This is a genomic window from Hymenobacter gummosus, assembly GCF_003970915.1.
Lineage (GTDB): Bacteria > Bacteroidota > Bacteroidia > Cytophagales > Hymenobacteraceae > Solirubrum > Solirubrum gummosum.
On the sequence record NZ_RXOF01000006.1, the window covers coordinates 83,608 to 104,655 of the forward strand.

General features: G+C 63.8%; 13 protein-coding genes. 7 read left to right on the top strand and 6 right to left on the bottom strand.

The annotated features are described in order from the left end of the window. Nucleotides 1–243: 243 nt before the first annotated feature. Nucleotides 244–1,182, bottom strand: coding sequence for a GAF domain-containing DNA-binding protein (locus tag EJV47_RS12160; RefSeq protein ID WP_165903723.1), 939 nt, complete (start codon nucleotides 1,180–1,182; stop codon nucleotides 244–246). A gap of 290 nt (nucleotides 1,183–1,472) precedes the next feature. Here EJV47_RS12160 and tatA (EJV47_RS12165) point away from each other — a divergent pair, with 290 nt between their 5' ends. The 4 genes from tatA (EJV47_RS12165) to EJV47_RS12180 all read left to right on the top strand — a co-directional run bounded on the left by tatA (EJV47_RS12165) (nucleotide 1,473) and on the right by EJV47_RS12180 (nucleotide 5,812). After that, nucleotides 1,473–1,670, top strand: a complete 198-nt coding sequence (gene tatA / locus EJV47_RS12165) for a twin-arginine translocase TatA/TatE family subunit (protein WP_126693431.1) — start codon at nucleotides 1,473–1,475, stop codon at nucleotides 1,668–1,670. A gap of 21 nt (nucleotides 1,671–1,691) precedes the next feature. Further along, on the top strand, nucleotides 1,692–2,087 hold the full coding sequence (gene tatA, locus EJV47_RS29040; protein ID WP_126693432.1) for a Sec-independent protein translocase subunit TatA/TatB: 396 nt from the start codon (nucleotides 1,692–1,694) through the stop codon (nucleotides 2,085–2,087). 108 nt (nucleotides 2,088–2,195) lie between these two features. Further along, the gene (gene gatA, locus EJV47_RS12175; RefSeq protein WP_126693433.1) at nucleotides 2,196–3,680 is read left to right on the top strand and encodes an Asp-tRNA(Asn)/Glu-tRNA(Gln) amidotransferase subunit GatA; all 1,485 of its coding nucleotides are present in this window, start codon (nucleotides 2,196–2,198) and stop codon (nucleotides 3,678–3,680) included. Nucleotides 3,681–3,709: 29 nt separating this feature from the next. Continuing rightward, complete coding sequence (locus EJV47_RS12180; protein WP_126693434.1) at nucleotides 3,710–5,812, top strand: LysM peptidoglycan-binding domain-containing protein; 2,103 nt, start codon at nucleotides 3,710–3,712, stop codon at nucleotides 5,810–5,812. Nucleotides 5,813–6,182: 370 nt separating this feature from the next. On the opposite strand, the gene sov is transcribed toward EJV47_RS12180, so the two are convergent. The 4 genes from sov to EJV47_RS12200 form a co-directional block, all read right to left on the bottom strand. Then, nucleotides 6,183–13,754 (bottom strand): T9SS outer membrane translocon Sov/SprA, encoded by a 7,572-nt coding sequence (sov, locus tag EJV47_RS12185; RefSeq protein WP_243651132.1) that lies wholly within the window; start codon nucleotides 13,752–13,754, stop codon nucleotides 6,183–6,185. Between the two features lie 38 nt (nucleotides 13,755–13,792). Continuing rightward, nucleotides 13,793–14,398: a Holliday junction branch migration protein RuvA gene (gene ruvA, locus EJV47_RS12190; RefSeq protein WP_126693435.1), complete on the bottom strand. Its 606-nt coding sequence runs from the start codon at nucleotides 14,396–14,398 to the stop codon at nucleotides 13,793–13,795. A 238-nt stretch (nucleotides 14,399–14,636) separates the two neighbouring features. Next, on the bottom strand, nucleotides 14,637–16,910 hold the full coding sequence (locus tag EJV47_RS12195; RefSeq protein ID WP_126693436.1) for an NADP-dependent malic enzyme: 2,274 nt from the start codon (nucleotides 16,908–16,910) through the stop codon (nucleotides 14,637–14,639). Nucleotides 16,911–17,040: 130 nt separating this feature from the next. After that, entirely contained in the window at nucleotides 17,041–17,526 is a 486-nt protein-coding gene (locus EJV47_RS12200) for a hypothetical protein (protein WP_126693437.1), read from the bottom strand. 456 nt (nucleotides 17,527–17,982) lie between these two features. On the opposite strand from EJV47_RS12200, the gene gcvH reads away from it, so the two are divergent. The 3 genes from gcvH to EJV47_RS12215 are packed head-to-tail and all read left to right on the top strand — an operon-like array spanning nucleotide 17,983 to nucleotide 20,103. Continuing rightward, the gene (gene gcvH, locus EJV47_RS12205) at nucleotides 17,983–18,363 is read left to right on the top strand and encodes a glycine cleavage system protein GcvH (protein ID WP_126693438.1); all 381 of its coding nucleotides are present in this window, start codon (nucleotides 17,983–17,985) and stop codon (nucleotides 18,361–18,363) included. Between the two features lie 29 nt (nucleotides 18,364–18,392). After that, nucleotides 18,393–18,779: a VanZ family protein gene (locus EJV47_RS12210; RefSeq protein WP_126693439.1), complete on the top strand. Its 387-nt coding sequence runs from the start codon at nucleotides 18,393–18,395 to the stop codon at nucleotides 18,777–18,779. Between the two features lie 10 nt (nucleotides 18,780–18,789). Beyond that, a complete protein-coding gene (locus tag EJV47_RS12215; protein WP_126693440.1) occupies nucleotides 18,790–20,103 on the top strand; it encodes a M28 family metallopeptidase in 1,314 nt (437 codons plus the stop codon). 189 nt (nucleotides 20,104–20,292) lie between these two features. On the opposite strand, the gene EJV47_RS12220 is transcribed toward EJV47_RS12215, so the two are convergent. After that, nucleotides 20,293–20,835 carry a hypothetical protein gene (locus EJV47_RS12220; RefSeq protein WP_126693441.1) on the bottom strand — a complete coding sequence of 181 codons (543 nt, stop codon included), beginning with the start codon at nucleotides 20,833–20,835 and terminating at the stop codon, nucleotides 20,293–20,295. Nucleotides 20,836–21,048: the final 213 nt, after the last annotated feature.

A 21,048-nucleotide genomic window follows, 5' to 3' on the forward strand; every position in this document is an offset into this window, starting at 1 on the left:
AGGCAGAAATAAAAAAACACCGTACAGCGTACGGTGCCTTTCTGAGCTATGAAAACAAACTTAGCTATCAGTTAATCCCTCCTTGGCAGGGCCTAAGCCCACTCGCCAAAGGATTAATCCCCCGATAACATCCGAAAGATACGAGGTCTGACGGATTTTGGTGGTAGGGTTTTCGTCCAACTTGCCGATTTTGTCGACCAAAGCGGCCAAATACTATTCCGGCAGTGGTTCCCAGACCGGGAATCACACCAGGTTCAGTCGGCTCATCAGGTCAGCCTTGTAGGAGTTGCCGATAGGCACCGACGAAGCCCGGCCGCCGTCGACTACCAGCGAATCGCCGTCGATGGCGACGATGCTGCTGATGCGCACGATGTATTTGCGGTGTACGCGCACGAAGTCGCGGGAGGGCAGGCGGGTGAGCATGTCCTTCATGGTGGTGTACACCGTGTACCGCTCGTTGCCCACGTGAATGTTGACGTAGTCGCCCAAGGCTTCGAGGTAGGAAATGTTGGCCGTGTTCAGCCGGATCAGCTTGTGGTCCTGCTTCACGAAGATTTCCTCCCGCTGCTCGGCTGAGTACAACGACACGGCTTTGTCGTTGGCCATGCGCAGCAGCCCGTCGAGCTTCACGCGCTCCTGCTCCAGCTGCAGGCGGGCCCGGCGCAGCTCCAGGTGCGACACTACCTCGCGGGCCAGGGTGCGCAGGGCGTCGCGCTGGGCTTCGTTGAGGCGGTGGGGCTTCACGTCGAGGGCGCACATGGTGCCCAGCGGGTAGCCCTCCGGCGACACCAGCGGGGCCCCCACGTAGTAGCGGATGTTCGGCGCGCTGGCCACCAGCGGCGTCTGCCGGAACAGGGGGTCCAGCGAAGCGTCTTCCACTTCCAGGATATCGTCGTTGAACAGCGTGTGGTGGCAGAACACGGTTTCGCGGGGCAGGTTCTGCACGCCGGGCACGCCTACCTGGGCTTTGGTAAATACCCGCTCCGCATCGAGCAGGTTGACCATGGAAATGGGCGTGCCGCAGATAAAGGCTCCCAGGCGCGCCAGCCCGTCGAAGGCTTCTTCGGGCGGGGTGTCCAGAATGCGGTAAGCCCGCAGATTTTCCAGGCGCAGTTCCTCGGCTCTCGGGGCAGCATCTGCCTCGGAAGGAGCCGTTGAGTACATAGCACGAAGGGTTGTCATAGCCGCAGCGTTGGTGGTGAGGGATGCGTGGAACGGAATTGTTAAGCTAAGTTCCCTGCCGGTACAGAGACGCAAAGGTTGCCGCCCGGGAAGGCAGAAATTCAACATGCGCGCCCAATAGTACGGCGAACGGGACGAACGCGGCTGAATCCTCGCTGAATATGATATTCCGGGAGTTGGGAACCAAGCGCCCAAACCACTGTTTGGAAATAATCGGGTACCTTTACAATCCCTACGGCCGGCCTACCCGTAAGCCTGCAGTAGACTCAAACACCCCACCGCGGACTCCCATGCTCAATTCGCTTTTCCTGATTGGCAACTTCGGTACGACCGAAATTCTGCTGATTGTGTTCATCATCATCCTGCTGTTCGGCGCCAAGCGCATTCCGGAGCTTTTCAAAGGTCTGGGCCAGGGCATGCGCGAGTTCAAGGACGCTTCTAAGGACAACAAGCCCGAGTACCGCGACCCGAACCAGCCGCGCCCCTAACCGCCTAAGCTTTCGTTGGTCATGCAAACACCCCTCTTGCTTTTCCTCGGCGACATCGGCGGCAGCGAAATGCTGCTGATCATGGTCGTCATCCTGATCTTCTTCGGCGCTAACAAGATTCCGGAGCTGGCCCGCGGCCTGGGCAAGGGCATCCGCGAGTTCAAGGACGCCTCCCGCGAGATTCGCAGCGAAATCGAAAGCGCCGGCCAGCCGGGCTTTCAGCCGCAGAACAACTACCAGCAGCCCGGCTACCAGCCCGCGCCGCCCACCCCGACGGCCCCGGTAGCCTACCAGCCCACCGGCCTCGACCAGCCCGAAGCGGCACCCCAGACCGCCGGTGTACCGGCCCCGGAGCAGCCCACCGTGACGCCCGCTGGCCTACCCCACGAATCGAACACGTCGGTTAAGCCCGTCTAACCCGGCCTTTTTGTACCTTGCTCTTCCGGCCGCCGCGCACCCCGCGGCGGCCTAGCCTTTTCACCCCAACCCAGCCGCGCCGAGCCGGCCGATTGGCCTCAGACCCGCATGAAACGCTTTAACTCCCTCACGGAAGTTCGTCACGAGCTGACCGCCGGTACCACTACCTGCCGTCAGCTCGTTGAGTATTACCTGGACAACATCGAGAAGAAAAACGGCCAGCTGAACGCTTTCCTGGAAGTGTGGGCCGACGAAGCCCGGCAGCAGGCCGAGGCCGTTGACGCCAAGCTGGCGGCCGGTACGGCCGGCAAGCTGGCCGGCATGGTTATCGGGCTGAAGGACGTGCTGGCCTACAAGGACCACGCCCTGCAGTCCAGCTCGCACATTCTCGACGGGTTTAAGTCCTTGTTTACCGGCACGGCCGTGCAGCGGCTGCTCGACGAGGATGCCATCCTGATCGGGCGGCAAAACTGCGACGAGTTTGCCATGGGCGCCTCGAACGAGACGTCCTACTTCGGACCGGCGCGCAACGAAATCGACCCGGAGCGCGTGCCGGGCGGCTCCTCCGGCGGCTCGGCCGTGGCCGTGCAGGCCGATATGTGCCTGGCTTCCATCGGCTCCGACACGGGCGGCTCGGTGCGCCAGCCGGCGGCTTTCTGCGGCGTAGTCGGGTTGAAGCCGACCTACTCGCGCGTGTCGCGCTACGGGCTGATTGCCTACGCTTCGTCGTTCGACCAGATCGGGCCGATTACCCGCTCGGTGGAGGATGCCGCGCTGCTGCTGGAAGTAATGGCCGGGCCCGACGAGTTCGACTCGACGGTGAGCCATGAGCCGGTGCCGGCCTACTCGCAGCTGCTGGAGCCCAAGGCGCACTACCGCGTGGGCTACATCCGCGACACGGTGGAACGCCCCGGCCTCGCCCCCGACATCAAGCAGGCCATGGAAACGACCATCGAGCTGCTGCGCGGGCAGGGTCACGTGGTCGACGCGGTGGACTTCCCCTACCTCGACTACATCGTGCCCTCCTACTACATCCTGACCACGGCGGAGGCCTCCTCCAACCTGGGCCGTTACGACGGGGTGAAGTACGGCTACCGCGCCCCCGACGCCACCGACCTGGAGTCGCTCTACAAGAAGTCGCGCAGCCAGGGCTTCGGCCAGGAGGTGCAGCGGCGCATTCTGCTGGGCACCTTCGTGCTGTCGGCCGACTACTACGACGCCTACTACACCAAGGCCCAGCGCGTGCGGCGGCTTATCAAGGAGCAGACCGACGAGCTGCTGCGCCAGTACGATTTTCTGATTCTGCCCACGGCGCCGACTACGGCTTTCCGCATCGGGGAGAATACGAAAGACGCGCTGGCCATGTATCTTGCTGATATCTTTACAGTTCAGGCCTCGTTGGCGGGCGTACCGGCCATTTCGGTCCCCGTCGGCCACGATGCGCAGGGGCTGCCTATTGGCTTGCAGGTGCTCAGCGGTGCGTTCCGCGAAGCCGACATGCTGGCCTTTGCCAAGCACCTGACCGAATCGGTAAATCTGGCAAGTAAAGAGGCTGTGAATGAATCATCAGACGATACTGAAGAGTATTTCTGATGCCTGTTGGGAAGTAGCTCCGAAAGTCGATGAAAAAAACGCTCCGCGCCTCCGCTCTACTGTTGCTGGCCACCGCCTTTGCCCGCCCCGCGGCGGCCCAAATCGTGGACCCACCCGTGGTATTGCCGGAGGCCGGCGCGGGCGAGCCGGACACGGTGCGCGTGCGGCTGGAGCTGCAGCCCGATTCCCTGGTAGCCGAACCGGTGCAGATTGACTCGGTGCGCCTGGCCTGGCTGCAGGCCCCGCCCGAAGCCCGGGACCTGATTTGTGACCGGGTGGGCTGCTTCGATACCGAGGTGCCGCACGCCATGAACAACACGGTGCTGGCCCACATCAACTACTTCACGCTGCGCAACCGCCACTACATGCAGCGGGTGCTGGAGCGCGAAAACCTGTACTTCCCGCTGTTCGAGAAGTACCTGACCAAGTACAACCTGCCGCCCGACCTGAAATACCTGGCCGTGGTGGAGTCAGCGCTGATTCCGACGGCCAAGTCGCGGGTGGGCGCCACCGGGCTGTGGCAGTTTATGGGCCCCACGGCGGGTGATTTGCGCCTGCGCCGCGACGAGTGGGTGGACGAGCGGATGGACCCGGAAAAGGCCACCGAAGCCGCCTGCAAGCACCTGCGCTACCTCTACGGCGTGTTTCACGACTGGGAGCTGGTGCTGGCCGCCTACAACTGGGGCGCGGGCAACATTCAGCGGGTAATGCGCAAATCGGGCAAGCGCAATTTCTGGGACATGTACCCTTACATGCCCAAGGAGACACGCAACTACGTGCCCAGCTTCACGGCCATCATGTACGCCATGAAGTACGCCCAGCAGCACCAGCTGCACTCCCCGGACCTGAAGTACCAGTACGCCCAGCCCATGGATACGCTGCGGCTCAACGGGCAGCCCTTCGACATGATGCGCCTGAGCCAGGCCCTGGGGCTTGATTCGGCCGCCATTGGGCGCTACAACCCCGAGCTGAAGCGCAGCTACCTGCCGCTGGGCTACCGCAGCTACGCGGTGCAGTTTCCGGCCAGCCTGCGCCCCGTGCTGCAGGAAGTCGACCGCAGCACCTTATTCACCTACTGCCTGCCGCAGTCGGCCCTGCCGACGCCTATTGCCCCGCTGCCGCCCCGGCTGGAGGGCGTAGAGCCCTTCCCCACGGCCCTGATGGCGGCTACGGAAAGCCGCCGCTCCTCGACCACCGCCGTGGCCGCGGCGCCGGCCGAAGCCCCGCGCACCCGCCGCAAGGTGCACACCGTGAAGCGCGGACAGACGCTGGCCGAGCTGGCGGAGTGGTACGGGGTGTCGCAGACGCAGCTGCGGCGCTGGAACAACCTGACCAAGGGCCGGGCCCTGAAGCCCAAGCAGCAGCTGGTGGTATTCCTGCCGGCCAAGGATGATGCCCCGGCGCCGAACAACGTGGCTGTGCGGCCCACCGCCGCCCCGGCCGTAGCAGCGGCCCCGCGCACCCCGGCCGAAATGGGCGTGAAAGTGACCAAGCAGCCGGTGCGCCCGGTGAGCAAGCCGGAGCCGACCGAATCGGAACCCGAAACGGTAGCCGCAGCCGCTCCGGCCCCTACCCCGGCAGCGGAAATGCGCAAATCGGTCCGCCCGACCCGCCCGGTAGCGGCCGCGCCGGCCAAGGAAGCCACGAAAGCCCCCGAGCCCGAGACGCCAGCCGCGCCGGAACCAACTACTATTGCCAGCGCCCCAAACACGGTTCAAGCTCAGCAGGACGCTGCTACCGAGTACGTCATCCGCAAGGGTGACTACCTGACCAAGCTGGCCCGGGAGCGGGGTGTATCGGTGGAACAGCTGGTGGCCTGGAACAACCTCAAATCGGAAGTGGTAGCGTCGGGCCAAAAGCTGCGCCTGACGCCGCCGACCGAGGCCGAGGCTGCGGCCAGTGAGGACGAAAAGCCAGCCGCCCCGGAAAAAGCCACCGCCCGCGCTGCCAAGCCCGACGGCCGGAAGCTGCCGCTGCCGGTGCAGCAGCGCGTGCACGTGGTGCAGCCCGGCGACACGCTCTACAACATTTCGCGCCGCTATCAGGGCCTGACGGTGGAGCAGCTGCGCAAGCTGAATCACCTCAAATCGGACGAGGTGAAGCCGGGCCAGAAGCTCATCGTGGCCAGCTAAACCGGAATAACCGCACGCAAAAGGGCGCCATCCTCGCGAGGATGGCGCCCTTTTGCTTTTTGGGTCAAGCTGGCGGCCGACTGCCCGGTTACAGCAGCGTGATACGCTTTACCACCTTCGCCGCCCACGGTATACAGTCCCAGGCACTGGCAGCAGGGTCAGTCCTCGGCGGGTTTGGGGACGCCCGGCAACATGGCGGCCGGGGCCGGGCGCCCCTACTCCGCCACTTCCACGGTAACGCTGGCCGGCTTGATTATCGGTGGTACAAAGCAGCGCGCAGCCCCGTTGCCGGAACTGCGCGCTATCCAGGCTCTGATTGCCCTCCGAACGCGGAGCCGCTGGGCAACAAATCCGTCCGGCTTCCGCAGCCCTACTGCGAAAGGCTGTAGCGCAGCTGCAGGCCGCCTTCGGTGGCGGCGTTTTTGAAGGAGGTGGTATTGCCGCGGGGCTGCGACACGTTGCGGGTGAAGTAGAACTGCAGGTTCAGGCGCTGGTTGACCACGTAGTCGATGGTCGGGCGCAGCTGGAACTGGCGGTTGCCGTTGGTTACCTGTCGGGTGGGGCGGCCCACGGCACCCGCGTCGGTGCGGGAGGCAGGCGCCACCACGTCCACGATGCTGTGCTGGATGGTAACGTTGTCGCGGACGGAGAGGTCGAGGCGGGCATTCAGCTCGTTGCGCAGCACCCGCTGCTCGCCCTTGATGCGGAACGGAATGCGGAAGCGGTTGGTGGTGTAGCCGAAGCCCACGGTCAGCGTCTTGTTGCGCAGCTCCGTCACCTGAGCGTTGGTGGTGTTCAGAGCCAAGCTGCGGTCAATGCCGTAGTCAAGGCGGCCGTTCACTTTCTCCAGGGTCTGGAAGTTCAGGCCCACCAGCGGCGCCAGGCGCTCGGTAATCACCACCTGGTTGATGATGTAGTACGGCACATACTGCCGGTCCTGATTGACTACCGTGGCCAAGCCATCCGGCTCGCTGCCGTATTGCGTGGAGGTGGTGTAGCCCAGAATCTGGTATTCCGAGGAATAGGAGTGCGTAATGGCCACCGAGCGGAGGTACTGCTTCACGAAGGCCAGGTTCGACAGCCCGTTGTAGTCGACGCGCCAGTTCGGGACGGGCAGCTGACCGAAGGGGTTGAAACGTTCCGACTTGAAGCTGTTGGAGCTGCGGCCACGGTAGGCGTCGAGGAAGGCCGGCAGCAGCACGTCCTGCGAGTTGTAGCCGTAGATGCCGTTCTGCGCGGTGTTGTCGTTCTGCAGGGTGTTGCGCACCGTCTGGCGGTTTTCCACGAAGCGGTTAAACGACTTCGACACGTACTCCTTGTCCAGGTCGCCGAACAGGGTATTCAGGGCGAAGAACGTGGTGCTGAACGAGCCCGAGCCCAACGGCAGCTGCGGCGCCAGCTGCCCTCCGGGCAGCGGCAGCAAGGATACCGTGTCGATGGCCAGGCGGTAAAACGCCTCGCGGTTGCGCACCTGCTGCTGCTTGGCCTCCAGCTGGATGTTGAAGTCGCGGATGGGCTCCAGCGACGTGCGAATCTGCAGGTTCTGGGTTTTCAGGGAGCTGAGCGGCGTGTTCAGCAGGTCGCTGCGGTCGGTGTACCATTCGTTGCGGCGGGCCCGGTCGTACAGGTCCTGCAGCTGGTACTGCTGGCCCAGGATGAAGGGTACGCCCGGGGCCGTGAAGTCGTCGTTCAGGCCGAAGAAGCGCGTTTTGGGCAGGTAGCCCGGCAGCAGCATGCCCGAGGTCTGGGTGAAGGTGAAGTTCAGCGAGCGGGCCGTCATCAGGGAGCGAAGCACGGCCTTGAGCACCTTCAGCTCCGGCCCCTTGGCCGTATCGGCCGGGGCATCGGTTTTGGCACCCTGACCGGCGGCGCCGGCCAGCTCCGAGGGGCCGCGGCGCAGGCGGTCCATGGTGCTCTGGGCGGGCTTGCCGGCAGCCGCGCCCCCGGCCGGGGCGTTATTGATGATGTTGAGAAACTTGACCTTGTTGTAAAGCTTCACCAGGTCGATGCGGCCGTTCAGGCTCACGTCGCGGCTGTTCTGGATGGTGTTGCCCACGTTCACCTTGGTGGAAGCCGTGTCAGTCGGGTCGAAAGTGCCGTTGGGCAGCAGCGTCGGGTTGGGGGCGCGCAGGGCGGTGGAGGCCGCCTGCCAGCTGTAGTTGGCCGCGTAGCGCGCGTCGGCCGACAGCCAGTCGGTAAGCGGGAACTTGTCGAGGGGCAGGCGGTAAGTCACGGCCACCGTCTGGTTGAAGTTGGTGGTGCGCCCGCCCTCGGCTAGGTTATCTTTCAGCAACTGGCGGTTGCGCCGGGCCTCGTCCGAGTCGCCGATGGTGCGGCCCCGGCCTTCGTCCACGCTGCTGCGGTTGGTGGCGGTGTAGTCCAGAATCAGGCTCTTCGTCAAATCCCACTTCAGGTCGTAGATGCGGTTGATGAAGAAGCTTTTCTGGAACACGCCCGGAATGCCGTCGGTGGTGGGCACTTCGCCGATGCCCGCCGTGCGCTGCAGGAACCGCTCGTTGTAGCGGCGGTCCAGGTCGGCGCGGAAGGCGAAGCGCGAGGGCAGCGGGGTGAAGTTCAGCTCCTGCAGCAGCTTCAGGTAGGGCGAGTTCAGGGCCTTCACCTTGCTCAGCGGCGCGAAGGATTTCGGCGTGGGCTGGTAGGTGTAGGCCAGCGCCCCGGTGTAGGTGCGCGTGAAGTCCCGGTCGGTCTGAATATCGGTGTGCAGACGCTCGGTGAGGGAGTAGCTCAGCGCCAGGTTCTCGATGTCGTAGGGCTTGGGCTTGCGCTCCGGGTTGGTGCGCTCCTTGCGCACGTTCAGCAGACTTATCGACTTACTGCGCGTCTGGTCAGTGACTTCGCGCCTATAGTTCGCCCGGTCGCCGTCGGAGGCAAACTTGCTTTCCAGGGACTTGCTCAGCTCCATGTCCGGGTCGAGCGGGTCGTACTTGGGCGAGCGGCTTTCGATGCCGGCCTGCAGCAGCACCGGCACGCGCAGGCCCAGCTTCTCGGGCAGGAACTTGTCGGCCGCAATGGCCGCATTCACGTCGCCGCGGGCAATGTTGTCGATGGAGCGCTGCGAGGGACGGTCCTGCAGGGCGCCGAAGCCCACGGAGGTAAACGAGCCGGTAGCGGTGATGTTGGCCACGTCGGCCAGGCGGGTGTTGAAGCGGGCCGTAGCGGCCCAGCCGCCCTGGTTCTCGAAGTCCTGCACGCGCAGTTCGTCGGCCCAGAGGCAGAGCGTCTGGTCGGCGCCCTGGCCGCCGTCGGAGGGGTTCAGCACCCCGATCATCAGGCCCTGCAAGGCGCTCAGGTCGGGGTTGCCGACCACCGTGATGGTGGCGGTGCTGATGATTTCGCCGTTTTTGCCCTTCACTTCGTAGGTGGTCGAGTAGGGCACCAGCAGGCTGGCCCCGGCGCGGGCGCGCTGGGCTTTCAGGTTCACGAAGGCTTCCAGGTCCAGCTCCACGCGGTTGGCCGCCGGCCACACCGATTCGGGGTCCGTGGAGGTGCTGCGCGTGATGGTCAGCGGCAGCGAGTACTGGTAGTAGTTCTGGGTGTAGTCGGTACCGACGCGCACGAAGCCCTGGGCTTGGTTGTCGCGCAGGTTCGGGTCCACGCTTTCGGCGTGCAGAAACAGCTTGAGCTTCTTGTAGCGCAGCAGGTTCAGGTTCACGTTCTTGTAGGCCGCCTTGGCGAAGCCGTCGTTCAGGCCTTCCACGCACAGGCGCAAGGACTGCTCGTTCTGCTGGCGCAGGGTGGTCGTCGAGCCGTATTCCCGGTCGCGCTCAATGCCGGGGGGCGTCACGTAGGGAATAGCGCCGCCGGTGGAAGCGCCGTTTTCCTCGATGCCCACCGTCGAAATGGCGAAGGAGTTGGCGTCGGTCGAGCAGTTGACGCAGGGCTGGGCGCCGGGCTGGGTGATGACGTTCAGGTAGCGGCGCCACTGGTTGGCAATGAACTGCATCTGCGCAAAGCGCATTACCACCGGCCGGTCCCAGCCGGTGAGGTACATGCGCAGGAAGCGGATGGACTTGTAGCCAAACTCGCCCGGGGCCCCCACGACGCCTTTGTTGGGGTCGCGAATCGGAATGCGGAACAGGTACCACGACACGTCGTCCCCGTTGATGGGGTTCGTTACCTTGTCCACGATGTAGTTGCTGCCCACTTCCAGCTGCCCGCGCCGCAGCGGCACGCGGTACTCGTAGTAGCGCTCCGTGTCGGTAATGACGTTGTCGCGGTTCAGGTCTTCCTTGTCGGGGAAGGCGGTGGAGCTTTGCGTCCCGCTGGTGCGCGAGTTGCCCTCCATGCCGTTGAAGTTCTTGTAGCGGCCCAGAATCTGGGTGCCGCCGGTCACGTTGCTGTCGTAGAACGGGTCGAGGTGGTGCAGGAAGTTGTCGGCCGAGGGGTCATCGAAGGCGGCGTAGCCCGGGATGGTGTTGAAGAACTGCTGCTCCTCGGTGGAGGTCAGCCCGTCGATGCCCACGTCCTGCAGGTCACGGCCGCCGGGGGCGGTGCTGAAGGCGTCGGTCAGGAACTGTAGGCGCGTGGCCCGGCCCCACGCGGTCGTCTGCAGATCGGGGTTCTGGTCCTTGGGCAGGTTGTTGTTGTCGGGCAGGCCGTTCTCGAACTCGTACACGCCGTCCTTGAGCACGTCTTCCGACACCGAGCCCAGGTTGAAGTACAGCTCCCCGCCCACGTTATTGTCGCCGGCGTCCACCGGCGTATTCTCCGAGTCGTCGATGTTGCTCTGCCCGCTCCGGGTGCTCTTGATGAAGGGGTCCATCATCCAGAACTCCAGGTACTCCACGTTGGCGTTGTCGAAATCGGTGTCGAAGGTGATTTCGCGCGAGATGCCGCCGTAGTTGCGGCGCGCATCGCCCAACAGCCGCCGCCCGCCCGAGGCCGGGTCCACGTTCGGGGAGTAGTTGTACTGGCCCCGTTCGTTGGGGTAGTAGGCCAGGTCGAAGGTGTTTTCGTAGGTGTTGCCCAGCGCCCCGTTGTCGCGGTTGGGGTAGATTTCGGCCCGGGTAATGCCGCGGGTGTAGTGGTTCAGCAGCGTTTCGGGCCGAATATTACCGGGCTTCGAGGGTCCGTTGGTGAAGTAGGTCTGGTCGATGGTGTACCAGGCCAGCTTGGCGCGTCGGTCGGCCGAAGCGCGGCCGGGCGCATCCCCGCCCAAGGGCGTCGGCGTCGAGGAGAGGCGCCAGGGGTTGGTCGTATTGTTGTTGCCCAGGGTGTAGGGCGTGCGGGCGTTTTCGAAGTCGTCGAGGTACGACACCCCGTCTTCGCCACGGCCCAGGCGCGAGCGGCCCGGGATAAACTTCGCCACTTCCCCGCTAAAGGCCACCGACGAAGGCGCCTTGGTATTGACGAAGGGCAGCGCGTCGATGTACTTGGTCAGCACCCGCGACTCGCGCCGCAGGCTCATGTCCAGCCCGATGATGGTGTTGTTGCTCGGCTCGTCGCCCACGTTTACGCGGTTGATGCCCGGCGCCTGATTTTCAATCAGGTGCATCACCGTGCTACCGAAGTTCAGGTCGTCCGACACCTTGTAGTCGAAGCGGGTACCCAGCAGCTTGCGGGGCAGCACCTGCACCACGGCGTCGCGCTCAAACTCCACCCGCAGCTCGGCGGCCGAGTTCAGGTAGCTGGCGTTCAGAATCTTGACCTTGGCCTGGTCGTAGAATACCTGGTAGTCCTGGCCCTCGGTGAGCAGCGTCGTGCCCGAGTACACCCGCACCGAGCCCTCCGGAATGCGGATGCCCGGCAGGGTAATTTCGTCGGTGGCGGTGGCGGCGTAGCGGCCTTTCAGGAAGAACTTATCCTTTTCCTGCCGCTGCTGCGCGTCGCTCTGTACTTCGGTGTACAGCTCGTTGTATACGTACTTGCGAATCAAGTCCTCCTCCGTAGCCGGGTCGAACTTGTTCTGCAGGTAAGCGCCGAAGGGCTCCACCACCGGGAAGATGATCTTGCCCAGCTCCGGGTCGATAGTCAGGCCCTGCAGGAAGTCGAAGTTACCGTCGGCCGGCCGGTCGTTGTTGGGGTTGACGTTGTCCAGGTTCAGCACCTGGGTCAGCGGAATGTTCTTCAGGATGTTTTCCCGCCCTTCCTTGAGCGAGAGAATGTCGACGCCCGTCACGTCGTCCTTATAGATGATGTCGAGGCGGAACTGGTCCCGGCTGAGCTGCGAGGCATTCAGCGCGTAGATGTTCTTCATCATCAGGTCGAAGGTGGGCAGGTTGCCGGTCAGCAGCCGCTCGTTGCCATTCGGGTTGGTGGGCGAAGGCAGGTTTATCGACGGGTCGTTGCTCAGCGGGTCCACCAGGTCCACGCCGGGGTTGGTGGCGCGCAGCAGCTTGAGGAATACCACCCCGTTGTCGGCCACGTTGCCGTAGCTGTCGTTGCCCACTTCCCCCACGCGGTAGGACTTGCCGTTGAACACGTACTCGTACGACACGGCCAGCACCTGCTCGGGCAGTAGCGGCGTATTCAGCGAAATGTAGCCGAGTTGGGCGTTGAAGGTGTACTCGCGCGGGTCGAGCTTGCGCGCCCGCACCCGCTCATAGTCCACGGTTTTCGCCAGCCCCTGCCCCTGCAGGAAGCCGTCCACCGCCTGCACGTCGCGGTTGCTTGAATTGGTGGCCGGCAGGATTTCGAACAGGGAGTTGACGCTGTTGTCGGCCGGCTGGTTCTGGCGACCAGGCTTCACGAAGGGCCGCCGGTAGAGGCGGCGCGGCTCGCCCACGTCCTGCAGCGCCACCACGTTGCGCAGCGTCTCGGTGGTGCGGTTGTCGTTGGTCACGTACACGTCCACGCGGCGCACCTCCACCCCGCTCTGCACGGTGGGCAGGTTGCGCAGCACCCCGTCGTACCGGTCGCGGAAGTAGTGCGAGAGGAAGAAGTGGCGGTTGGCTTCGTACTGCGACGCCTTGATTTCGAAGTTGCGCGACTGGGCCCCGTTCTGCACGGTCACTTCGTCGGCGGTGCCGCGCAGCTGGGCGGCCACGCTGGTCACGCTCAGCCGCCCGAACTGCATCTGCGTCTTCACCCCGAACAGGTTCTGCCCGCCCTGCACCAGGGAGTTGTTCAGCGGCAACGACACGTTGCCCATCTCCACCTTGCGCAGGATGTCGGTGTCGTAGCCCGTGAAATCGGCCTTGATCTGGTTTTCGAAGTCGAAAGCCGCCCGGGTGTCGTAGTTGAAGAGGATTTTCAGCTTGTCCCCAATCTGCCCGGTCAGGTTCAGGTTGAAGTTCTGCTGGAAGTTGAAGTCCCCGTTGCGGCGCTGGCGCAGCGTCAGGTTGGGGTTGTCGTTGAAGTTCTGCCGCCAGCCTAGCGACACCGTGGCCGAGCCGTTGGGCCGGATGTCGATAAACTCGCCGCCAAAGATGCGGCCCAGGCCCGGGGCCAGGTAAATCTTCGGAATCAGGCGCTTGGCCACCGTGGTGCCGGGCGCGCCGGCTACCCCGCCCTCCGCCTTGTTGCGGAAGTAATTGCGGATGGCCTGCTGCTCCTGCAGCTTCTGAAACTCGGCGTAGCTCAGGCGGGCCGGGTCGCGGAAGTCGATGTCGGCGCCAACATTTTCCTCCAGGTCCACGTAATCCAGGGAGTCGCCCAGCGTTACTTCCCGCTTCACGTTGCCCGGCAAGGGCAAAATCAGCGGGGAGCGGTGCTGCCGGTCGGTCAGGAAGTTGCCTTTGCGGTCCTGCGGGGCCACGCGGGGGCGCCGGCCGGGCCGGTAGCGCACGGTATCGCCGGGCACCGGCCGGGTAGTATCCGGCGGGGCCAGTAGCGGGGCGTGCGGATGGGCTTTCATCCAGCTCCAGAGCTGCGAAAAGGCAAACGACGGTTTTCCGGCCGGTTCGGCCTGGGACCACCACGTCAGCATCGACGCAACAACGACGGAGGAAAGGGTGGTGAGGGACTTAGTACCGGTGGTCAAGCAAGCAGAAACGAAAGGGCCTTGCGGCCCGCGAAAACCTAATTCGACTTAAGAGCAAATTTAATTAAATCCTCCACGCTCAGGTCGTTGCCGTGCTTCTGCTGAATGCCATCCAACGTCTTCTCGGCCGCGGCCCGCGCAAAGCCCAGCGTCACTAGCGCGGCTAACGCTTCGGCGCGGTTTGTATTGTGCTGACGAGCCAGCGGCACGGTGTCCACGCCGGCCTTGGCCAGCAACTCATCCTTGCGCAGCTTGTCGCGCAAGTCCAGCACGATGCGCTGGGCCGTCTTGGGCCCTACGCCCTTGATGGCCTGGATGGAGCGCACGTCTTCCTGCACGATGGCCTGCCGGATTTCGCCCACCGACATCGACGAGACGATGACGATGCCCGTGCCCGGCCCGATGCCCGACACCGAAATCAGGTGCATAAACAGCGCCTTCTCGTTCGGGTCGAGGAAGCCGTACAGGGCCTGCCCGTCCTCCTTGATGTGCTGGTAGGTGTAGAGCTTGGCCTTTTCCCCGTCGGCGGGCAGCTTGGAGTAGGTAGCCAGCGAAATCTTTACTTCGTAGCCCACGCCCTGCACATCAATAATGGCTTGGGTGGGGTCTTTATAAGCGAGTTTACCGTCGAGGTAGGCAATCATGCGTTGGGGTCTTGGGAGCTTAGGGTCTTGGGGACTTGGCCGCCGGTCTGTTCACCTTAGGGCCTAGCCAATTTGGGTGTCAAAGTCAACAGCAGACTCCACCGAATTTATCCCCGAAAAACAACTTTTTCTGGGGATACACAGAAGCAAAAATGTGCTTCTATATAGCGGGAAAGGCTTTTTAGGCTTAGGGGCTTCGCGTCCCAAGACCCCAAGCCCCTAAGTTCCCAAGACCCCATTACAGCGGCTGATTGTAAGTCTGCGCGTCCGACACGGCAATGGCCGTGATGTTGACGATGTCGCGCACCGAAGCGCCAAGCTGCAGAATGTGCACCGGCTTGCGCATGCCCATCAGCACCGGCCCGATAACCTCGGCCCCCCCGATTTCCTGCAGCACCTTGTAGGCGATGTTGCCGGAAGTCAGACCGGGGAAAATCAGGGTGTTGGCGCCTTTTTCGGCCAGCTCCGAGAAGGGGTAGTGCTCCTGCAGCAGGTTGCGGTTCAGGGCCGTGTTGGCCTGCATCTCGCCGTCCAGAATCAAATCGGGGAAGCGGCGCTTGGCCAGCTCGGTGGCGCGGCGCATCTTGTCGGGCAGCGGGCCGGTGTTCGAGCCGAAGTTGGAGTAGCTCAGCACGGCCACCCGCGGCTCGGTGTCGAAGAAGCGCACGGCCCGGGCCGTCAGGCCGATGATGTCCACTAGCTGCTCGGCTGTGGGCTCCACGTTTACCGTGGTATCGGCGAAGAAGAACGGCCCCTTGCGGTGCAGCACGATGTACATGCCGGCGGCGCGCTGCACGCCGTCCTCCACCCCGATGATCTGGAAGGCGGGCAAAATGCTCTTGCCGTAGTCCTTGGTCAGACCGGTGATGTAGGCGTCGGCTTCGCCGGTTTCCAGCATCATGGCCCCGAAGTAGTTCCGCTCGCGCAGCAGGCGCTTGGCCTCATACAGGGTCATGCCCTTGCGCTGCCGCTTGCGGAACAGCAGCTCGGCGTACTCGTCGCGCCGGGTTTCCTCGTCGTTGATGACGTCGACGATTTGGCAACCGTCGAGGTCGAGGTTGTTTTCGCGGGCAATCTTCTCAATCCGGTCGCGCCGGCCCAGCAGGATGGGCAGGGCAATGCCCTCGTCGTGGGCAATCTGGGCGGCTTTGAGGATTTTGTAGTTATCGGCCTCGGGGTACACCACGCGCTTCGGCGCCGAGCGGGCCCGCGAGGTGATGCGGTTCATCAGCTTCTGGTTCACGCCGAGGCGGGCGCGCAGCTCGTCCTCGTAGCCCTGCCAGTCGGTAATCTGGATGCGCGCCACGCCCGATTCCATGGCCGCCTTGGCGACGGCCGGGCTCAGGGTGGTAATCAGGCGCGGGTCGAGCGGCTTCGGAATCAGGTAGTTGCGGCCAAAGCTCAGGGTATTGTCGCCGTAGGCCTTGTTCACCATGTCGGGCACGGGCTCCTTGGCCAGCTCCGTCAGGGCGTGCACGGCGGCCAGCTTCATGGCCTCGTTGATTTCGGTGGCGCGCACGTCCAGGGCCCCGCGGAAGATGTAGGGGAAGCCCAGCACGTTGTTGACCTGGTTCGGGTGGTCCGAACGGCCGGTGGCCATGATGATGTCCTCGCGGGTGCTCAGAGCCAGCTCGTAGGCAATTTCGGGGTCGGGGTTGGCCAGGGCAAAGACGATAGGGTCCTTGGCCATCGTGAGCAGCAGCTCGGGCGCCAGCACGTTGGCCGCCGAGAGGCCCAGGAAGAAATCAGCGCCTTCCATAGCCTCGGCCAGCGTGGTGACGGGCCGCTCGGTGGCAAACTGCATCTGCAGCGGGGCCAGGTTGGTGCGCTGCTGGTTGATGACGCCGTCCTTGTCGAACACCACCATGTTTTCGCGCTTCATGCCCAGCTCCAGGTACAGGCGCATGCAGCTCACGGCGGCGGCGCCGGCCCCGCTCACCACCACCTGAATCTCGTCGATTTTCTTCCCGACAACTTCCAGGGCGCTCAGCAGCGCGGCCGACGAAATAATGGCCGTGCCGTGCTGGTCGTCGTGCATCAGCGGAATGTTCATCTGCTCGCGCAAGGCGGTTTCGATGGCGAAGCACTCCGGGGCCTTGATGTCTTCCAGGTTGATGCCGCCGAACGTGGGCTCCAGAGCCTTCACCACCCGGATAAACTCCTCGGGGTCGGTGGCGTCGATTTCGATGTCGAAGCAGTCGATGCCGGCGAACTTCTTGAACAGCACGCCCTTGCCCTCCATCACCGGCTTGGAGGCGGCCGGCCCGATGTTGCCCAGGCCCAGCACCGCCGTACCGTTGCTGATAACGGCTACCAGGTTGCCCTTGGCGGTGTATTTATAGACGTCGTCGGGGTTCTGGGCAATGGCTTTGCAGGGCTCGGCGACGCCCGGCGAGTAGGCCAGGGCCAGGTCGAGCTGGGTGCTGACGGGCTTGGTGGGCACCACCTCAATCTTGCCGGCGGGGTTTTGCTGGTGGTAGTTAAGCGCGTCTTCCTTGTTTATTTTTAGCATGCGGGGGAAAATCAGATGCTTAACGGCCGCGCCCACTGAAGGCACCGCCGTTAAGCAAGTTGGCGCGAAATTAAGCGGAATCAAAACCCCGCCGCCGTTCGCACGCCTCTGAGTACCCCCCCGACCGCAGCTAGGGCTCCAGCGGCAGATTCTCGAAGCTGCCGCCCAGCGTCAGGCGGCAGCGCAGCTGATTGGCCCGCGTGCGCACCGAGTCGGTGGGGTCACTCTCGTCGGGCAGGCGCACTTCGTAGCTGCCGCTGATCAGGTGGCGCCCGGCGTCGTAGGCCGTGATACGCACCTGCCCCTGCAGCTCCGACAGGTCGCTGGTGTAGTAGCTGCCGGCCGTGCCGCTATCGGTTATCTTATAGTTGTAGCCGTAGCGGGCCACGGCGGGGTGGCGGCTGTCGCGCACCGAGCGCAGCGCGTAAGTACCCAGCAAACCAGTGCTCAAGGCCGAGCGGTCGATTGACAAAGACATGGTTTCGCGCCGGTCGCGCGTGTTGAACTGCAAGTGCAGGCCCTGCGGGTTCTGGTAGCTGTGCCCGTGCAAATCCGGCGTGGGGTAGCTCACGCCGCTGAACGCCGTGGTGCTGGGGTAATAATAAGGAGCGGGCAAACGCGAAATTGGCCGGGGGCGCCGCAGCGGGCTGGGGCTCGGTCTCGGGCCGGTCGTGGCAGGCCGTGGCGGTGAGGCTAAGGGCGGCCCCGAGCAGCAAAAGCAGGTTTTTCATGGCTGGATGGCTTGTTTGGAGGAAGCTTTCCTAACAGGATGCCAGCCCGGCCGCAACGTTGGCCCGGCGTTGCAGCAAAACCACAAGCATTTGAATGACAGACGCTTCAAAAGATGTGATTGACTGTCCGCCCTCCGTTTGCTATGACGCCCGCGCAAGCCCCGGCCGCTGCTTCAGGCTCCGTTCGGCCGGGCCGCGCCAAACGGGGCCCTCGGGCCAAACCCTGAACCGGCCCTGCTGGCGCATTTCCGCGCACAAATTCCCCCCGCGCAATTTCCCCTTTGCGTACCTTTGGCCGCCGGTCTGCCGGCATACACCCCAAACCTCCCCGCTTGCCCGATATGAACCTCCCCGCCGACCTGAAGTACACCAAAGAGCACGAGTGGATCCGCATCGAAGGTGATGTAGCCTACGTGGGCATCACCGATTTCGCGCAGAAAGAGCTCGGCGACATCGTTTACGTCGACATCGACTCGCTGGACAAGGACGTGAGCCGCGACGAGGTGTTTGGCACCGTGGAAGCCGTTAAAACCGTGTCGGATTTGTTTAGCCCCATCAGCGGCACCGTGCAGGAAGTCAACCCCAAGCTCGGCGACTCGCCCGAGCTGGTCAACTCCGACCCCTACGGCGACGGGTGGATGATCAAAATGAGCATTGCCGACCAGGCTGAGCTGGCCGATTTGCTGTCGGCTGAGGCCTACGGCGAGCTGGTAGGCGCCTAATTCCGCTGGCTGCCGTGGTCCGGTTTCTGTTGGCCTTTCTCGCTTTTGCCTGGACGGCCTTCATGCTCTGGGGCACGCTCAGCCCGCTCGACCAGCTACCGCCCCTGCCCCACTGGGAGCTGTTGTCCTTCGACACGGCCGCCCACGCGGGCATGTTCGTCGTAACGGCCGTACTCTACATCCTGGCAGCCCGGTGGCAACGGCTCTTCCCGAGCCTGCGCCGCCGGGCTTTCCTGTGGACGCTCGTCGTGTGCCTGCTGCTGGGCGGCTTCATCGAGCTGACGCAAACCTTCATGGAGCTGGGCCGCATGGGCGAGTGGACCGACATGATCAGCGACGCGCTGGGCACTGTGGCCGGCGTGGGCCTGATGCACCTGACCCGGCGCTGGTGGGACGCCCCGGCGGCCGTTGCCTGATGCCCGTACTATGGCCTACTCGCTCCGCCTGTTAAGTTGCTTCGCCAGCCCCGCCGCCTGGGTCGTATTGCTGCTGCCCGCCACCGCGCAGGCGCAGGATACCGTCCGGGCCCGGCGTACCGTGCAGGAGTTGGCCAGCCCCGCCATGCACGGCCGCGGCTACGTGCGCCAGGGCGAGCATCGGGCGGCCACCTACCTGCAGCGCCGCTTCCGCCAGTTGGGCCTGCAGCCCCTGGCTCCCGACTACCAGCAGCCCTTTCCGCTCGACGTCAATACCTTTCCGGGCCGCTTTAGCTTGCGCGCCGGTAAGCAGGAGCTTGTGCCAGGTCGGGACTTTATTGCTGAACCCGGCTCCGGGGGCGGCCGGCTTACGGGCCAGCCTGTCTACCTCGATTCGCTGATATTCACCAACGAAGCCGCCGGGCAGCGTTTTCTCGCGCAGCCCTTGACGGGCCGCATCGTAGTGCTGCGCCAGCGCGACGCCGAGCGGATGCGCACCCTGCCCGCCGGGTTTGCCGAGCACCTGGCTTCGGCCGCTGCCCGCCTCACGCTGGTGCCCGGCAAGCTGACGGCTTCGCTGGCGCCGGACCAGGCCCGGCAGATTCAGCTGCAGGTGCTGGCCGCCCGCTGGACGGGCATTGCCCCGGCCGCCGCCATCAGCCTTGATGTGGAGGCCAAGCTGCAGCAGGCCTACCCTACCCAGAACGTCGTCGGCTACCTGCCCGGTACCGCCCGCCCCGATTCTTTCCTGGTTTTCACGGCGCACTACGACCACCTGGGCCGCATGGGCCGCCGCGCTTATTTCCCGGGGGCCAACGACAATGCCAGCGGCACGGCTATGCTGCTGGAGCTGGCCGCGTACTACGCCCAGCCAGCCCACCGCCCCCGCTATTCGGTGGCGTTCCTGGCCTTTGGGGCCGAAGAGGCAGGCCTGATTGGCTCCCGCTACTTTGTGGCGCACCCGCTGCTACCGCTTCCCAGCATCCGCTTCCTACTCAACCTCGATCTGGAAGGCACCGGGCAGCAGGGCGCTACCGTGGTCAATGGCAAGGTGCACGAGCTGGAATACCGCCGGCTCGAACAGCTGAACGCGGCGGGCCATTACCTGCCTAGCCTGGCACCCCGCGGCCGCGCCGCCAACTCCGACCACTACCCCTTCTCCGAAGCGGGCGTACCGGCCTTCTTCCTCTACATGCGCGGCGCCCCCACTCACTACCACGATGTGCACGACCGCGCCGAGACCCTGCCGCTGACGGGCTTCACAGGCCTGTTCCAGTTGCTGGTGGCGTACTGCCGCACCCTGGAGCACCCGTTCCGGCCCTAAAGCCCGGGCCTGACCCGAACGTTTCTGCGGCGCCTGCCTGCTGCTGGCTGGCACTGGCGGCCGGGTACTAAGCGGCAGCAAAAGCCCCGTGTAGATAGACCGTCCTAAAAACAATCATCCCGGAATCTGCCGCGGTGGAGGCGGAAGATTCCGGGATGGTAGAAAAACAGGCGGGTGGCGCCGCGCTGTTTAGCCGTTGCTGCGCAAGGAACCCATTACCTGCTTGGCTACCGATTCCCACTCCGGCTTCTGGCGGTCGGGGCAGGAGAAGGTGCACATCAGCAGGCGGCCCTCCACGTCGGTAAAGAACAGCAGCTGGTAAACCTGGTGGCCGAGTTCGGGCTTCATCATCTCGATGTAGCCCACTTTGCGGCCGTTGATTTCTTTCACGCCATCCGAGAAGAACGTCGCATCAGAGTACTGCTTGCGGTAGGTCTTCATGAAGTTGGCCGCGTACATGTCCACCATGTCCTGGTCCGCCGTGTTATCGGTGTAGGAGAAGGACAGGCTGGCGTGCGAGGTGTTGGTGTAGATGACGCTCGGGCGGCTCTGCGACTTCGCGTAGAGGAAGTCCATCTGCTGCTCGCTCATCACCTCAAAACCTTTCGGAATCAGGATTTCCACCCGTTCGCTCAGAACGCGCTTCTTGATCAGCTCCACTTCGGCAAACGGCCGGGCGGCCATCAGCAGCACTGCCAGGCAGAGCAACGGGGCGAGTAGAACTTTCTTCATGACCAGGGCCAAAAAAAGGTGAACATTCATTCTGGGTTAACTACCAAGTAGACAGGGGCCTATCTGTTTGGATAACACAATTTAGGAAGAAAAGCTGGTTGTACAAGAACTTTATACAAAAATAATTTAGTCCAAGTAACAACGACGCAAGCAAAAGCGGTAAAAACGGCGTTTCCGGGCTTTAATCGATGTTTTTGACTCATTCTCCATCAT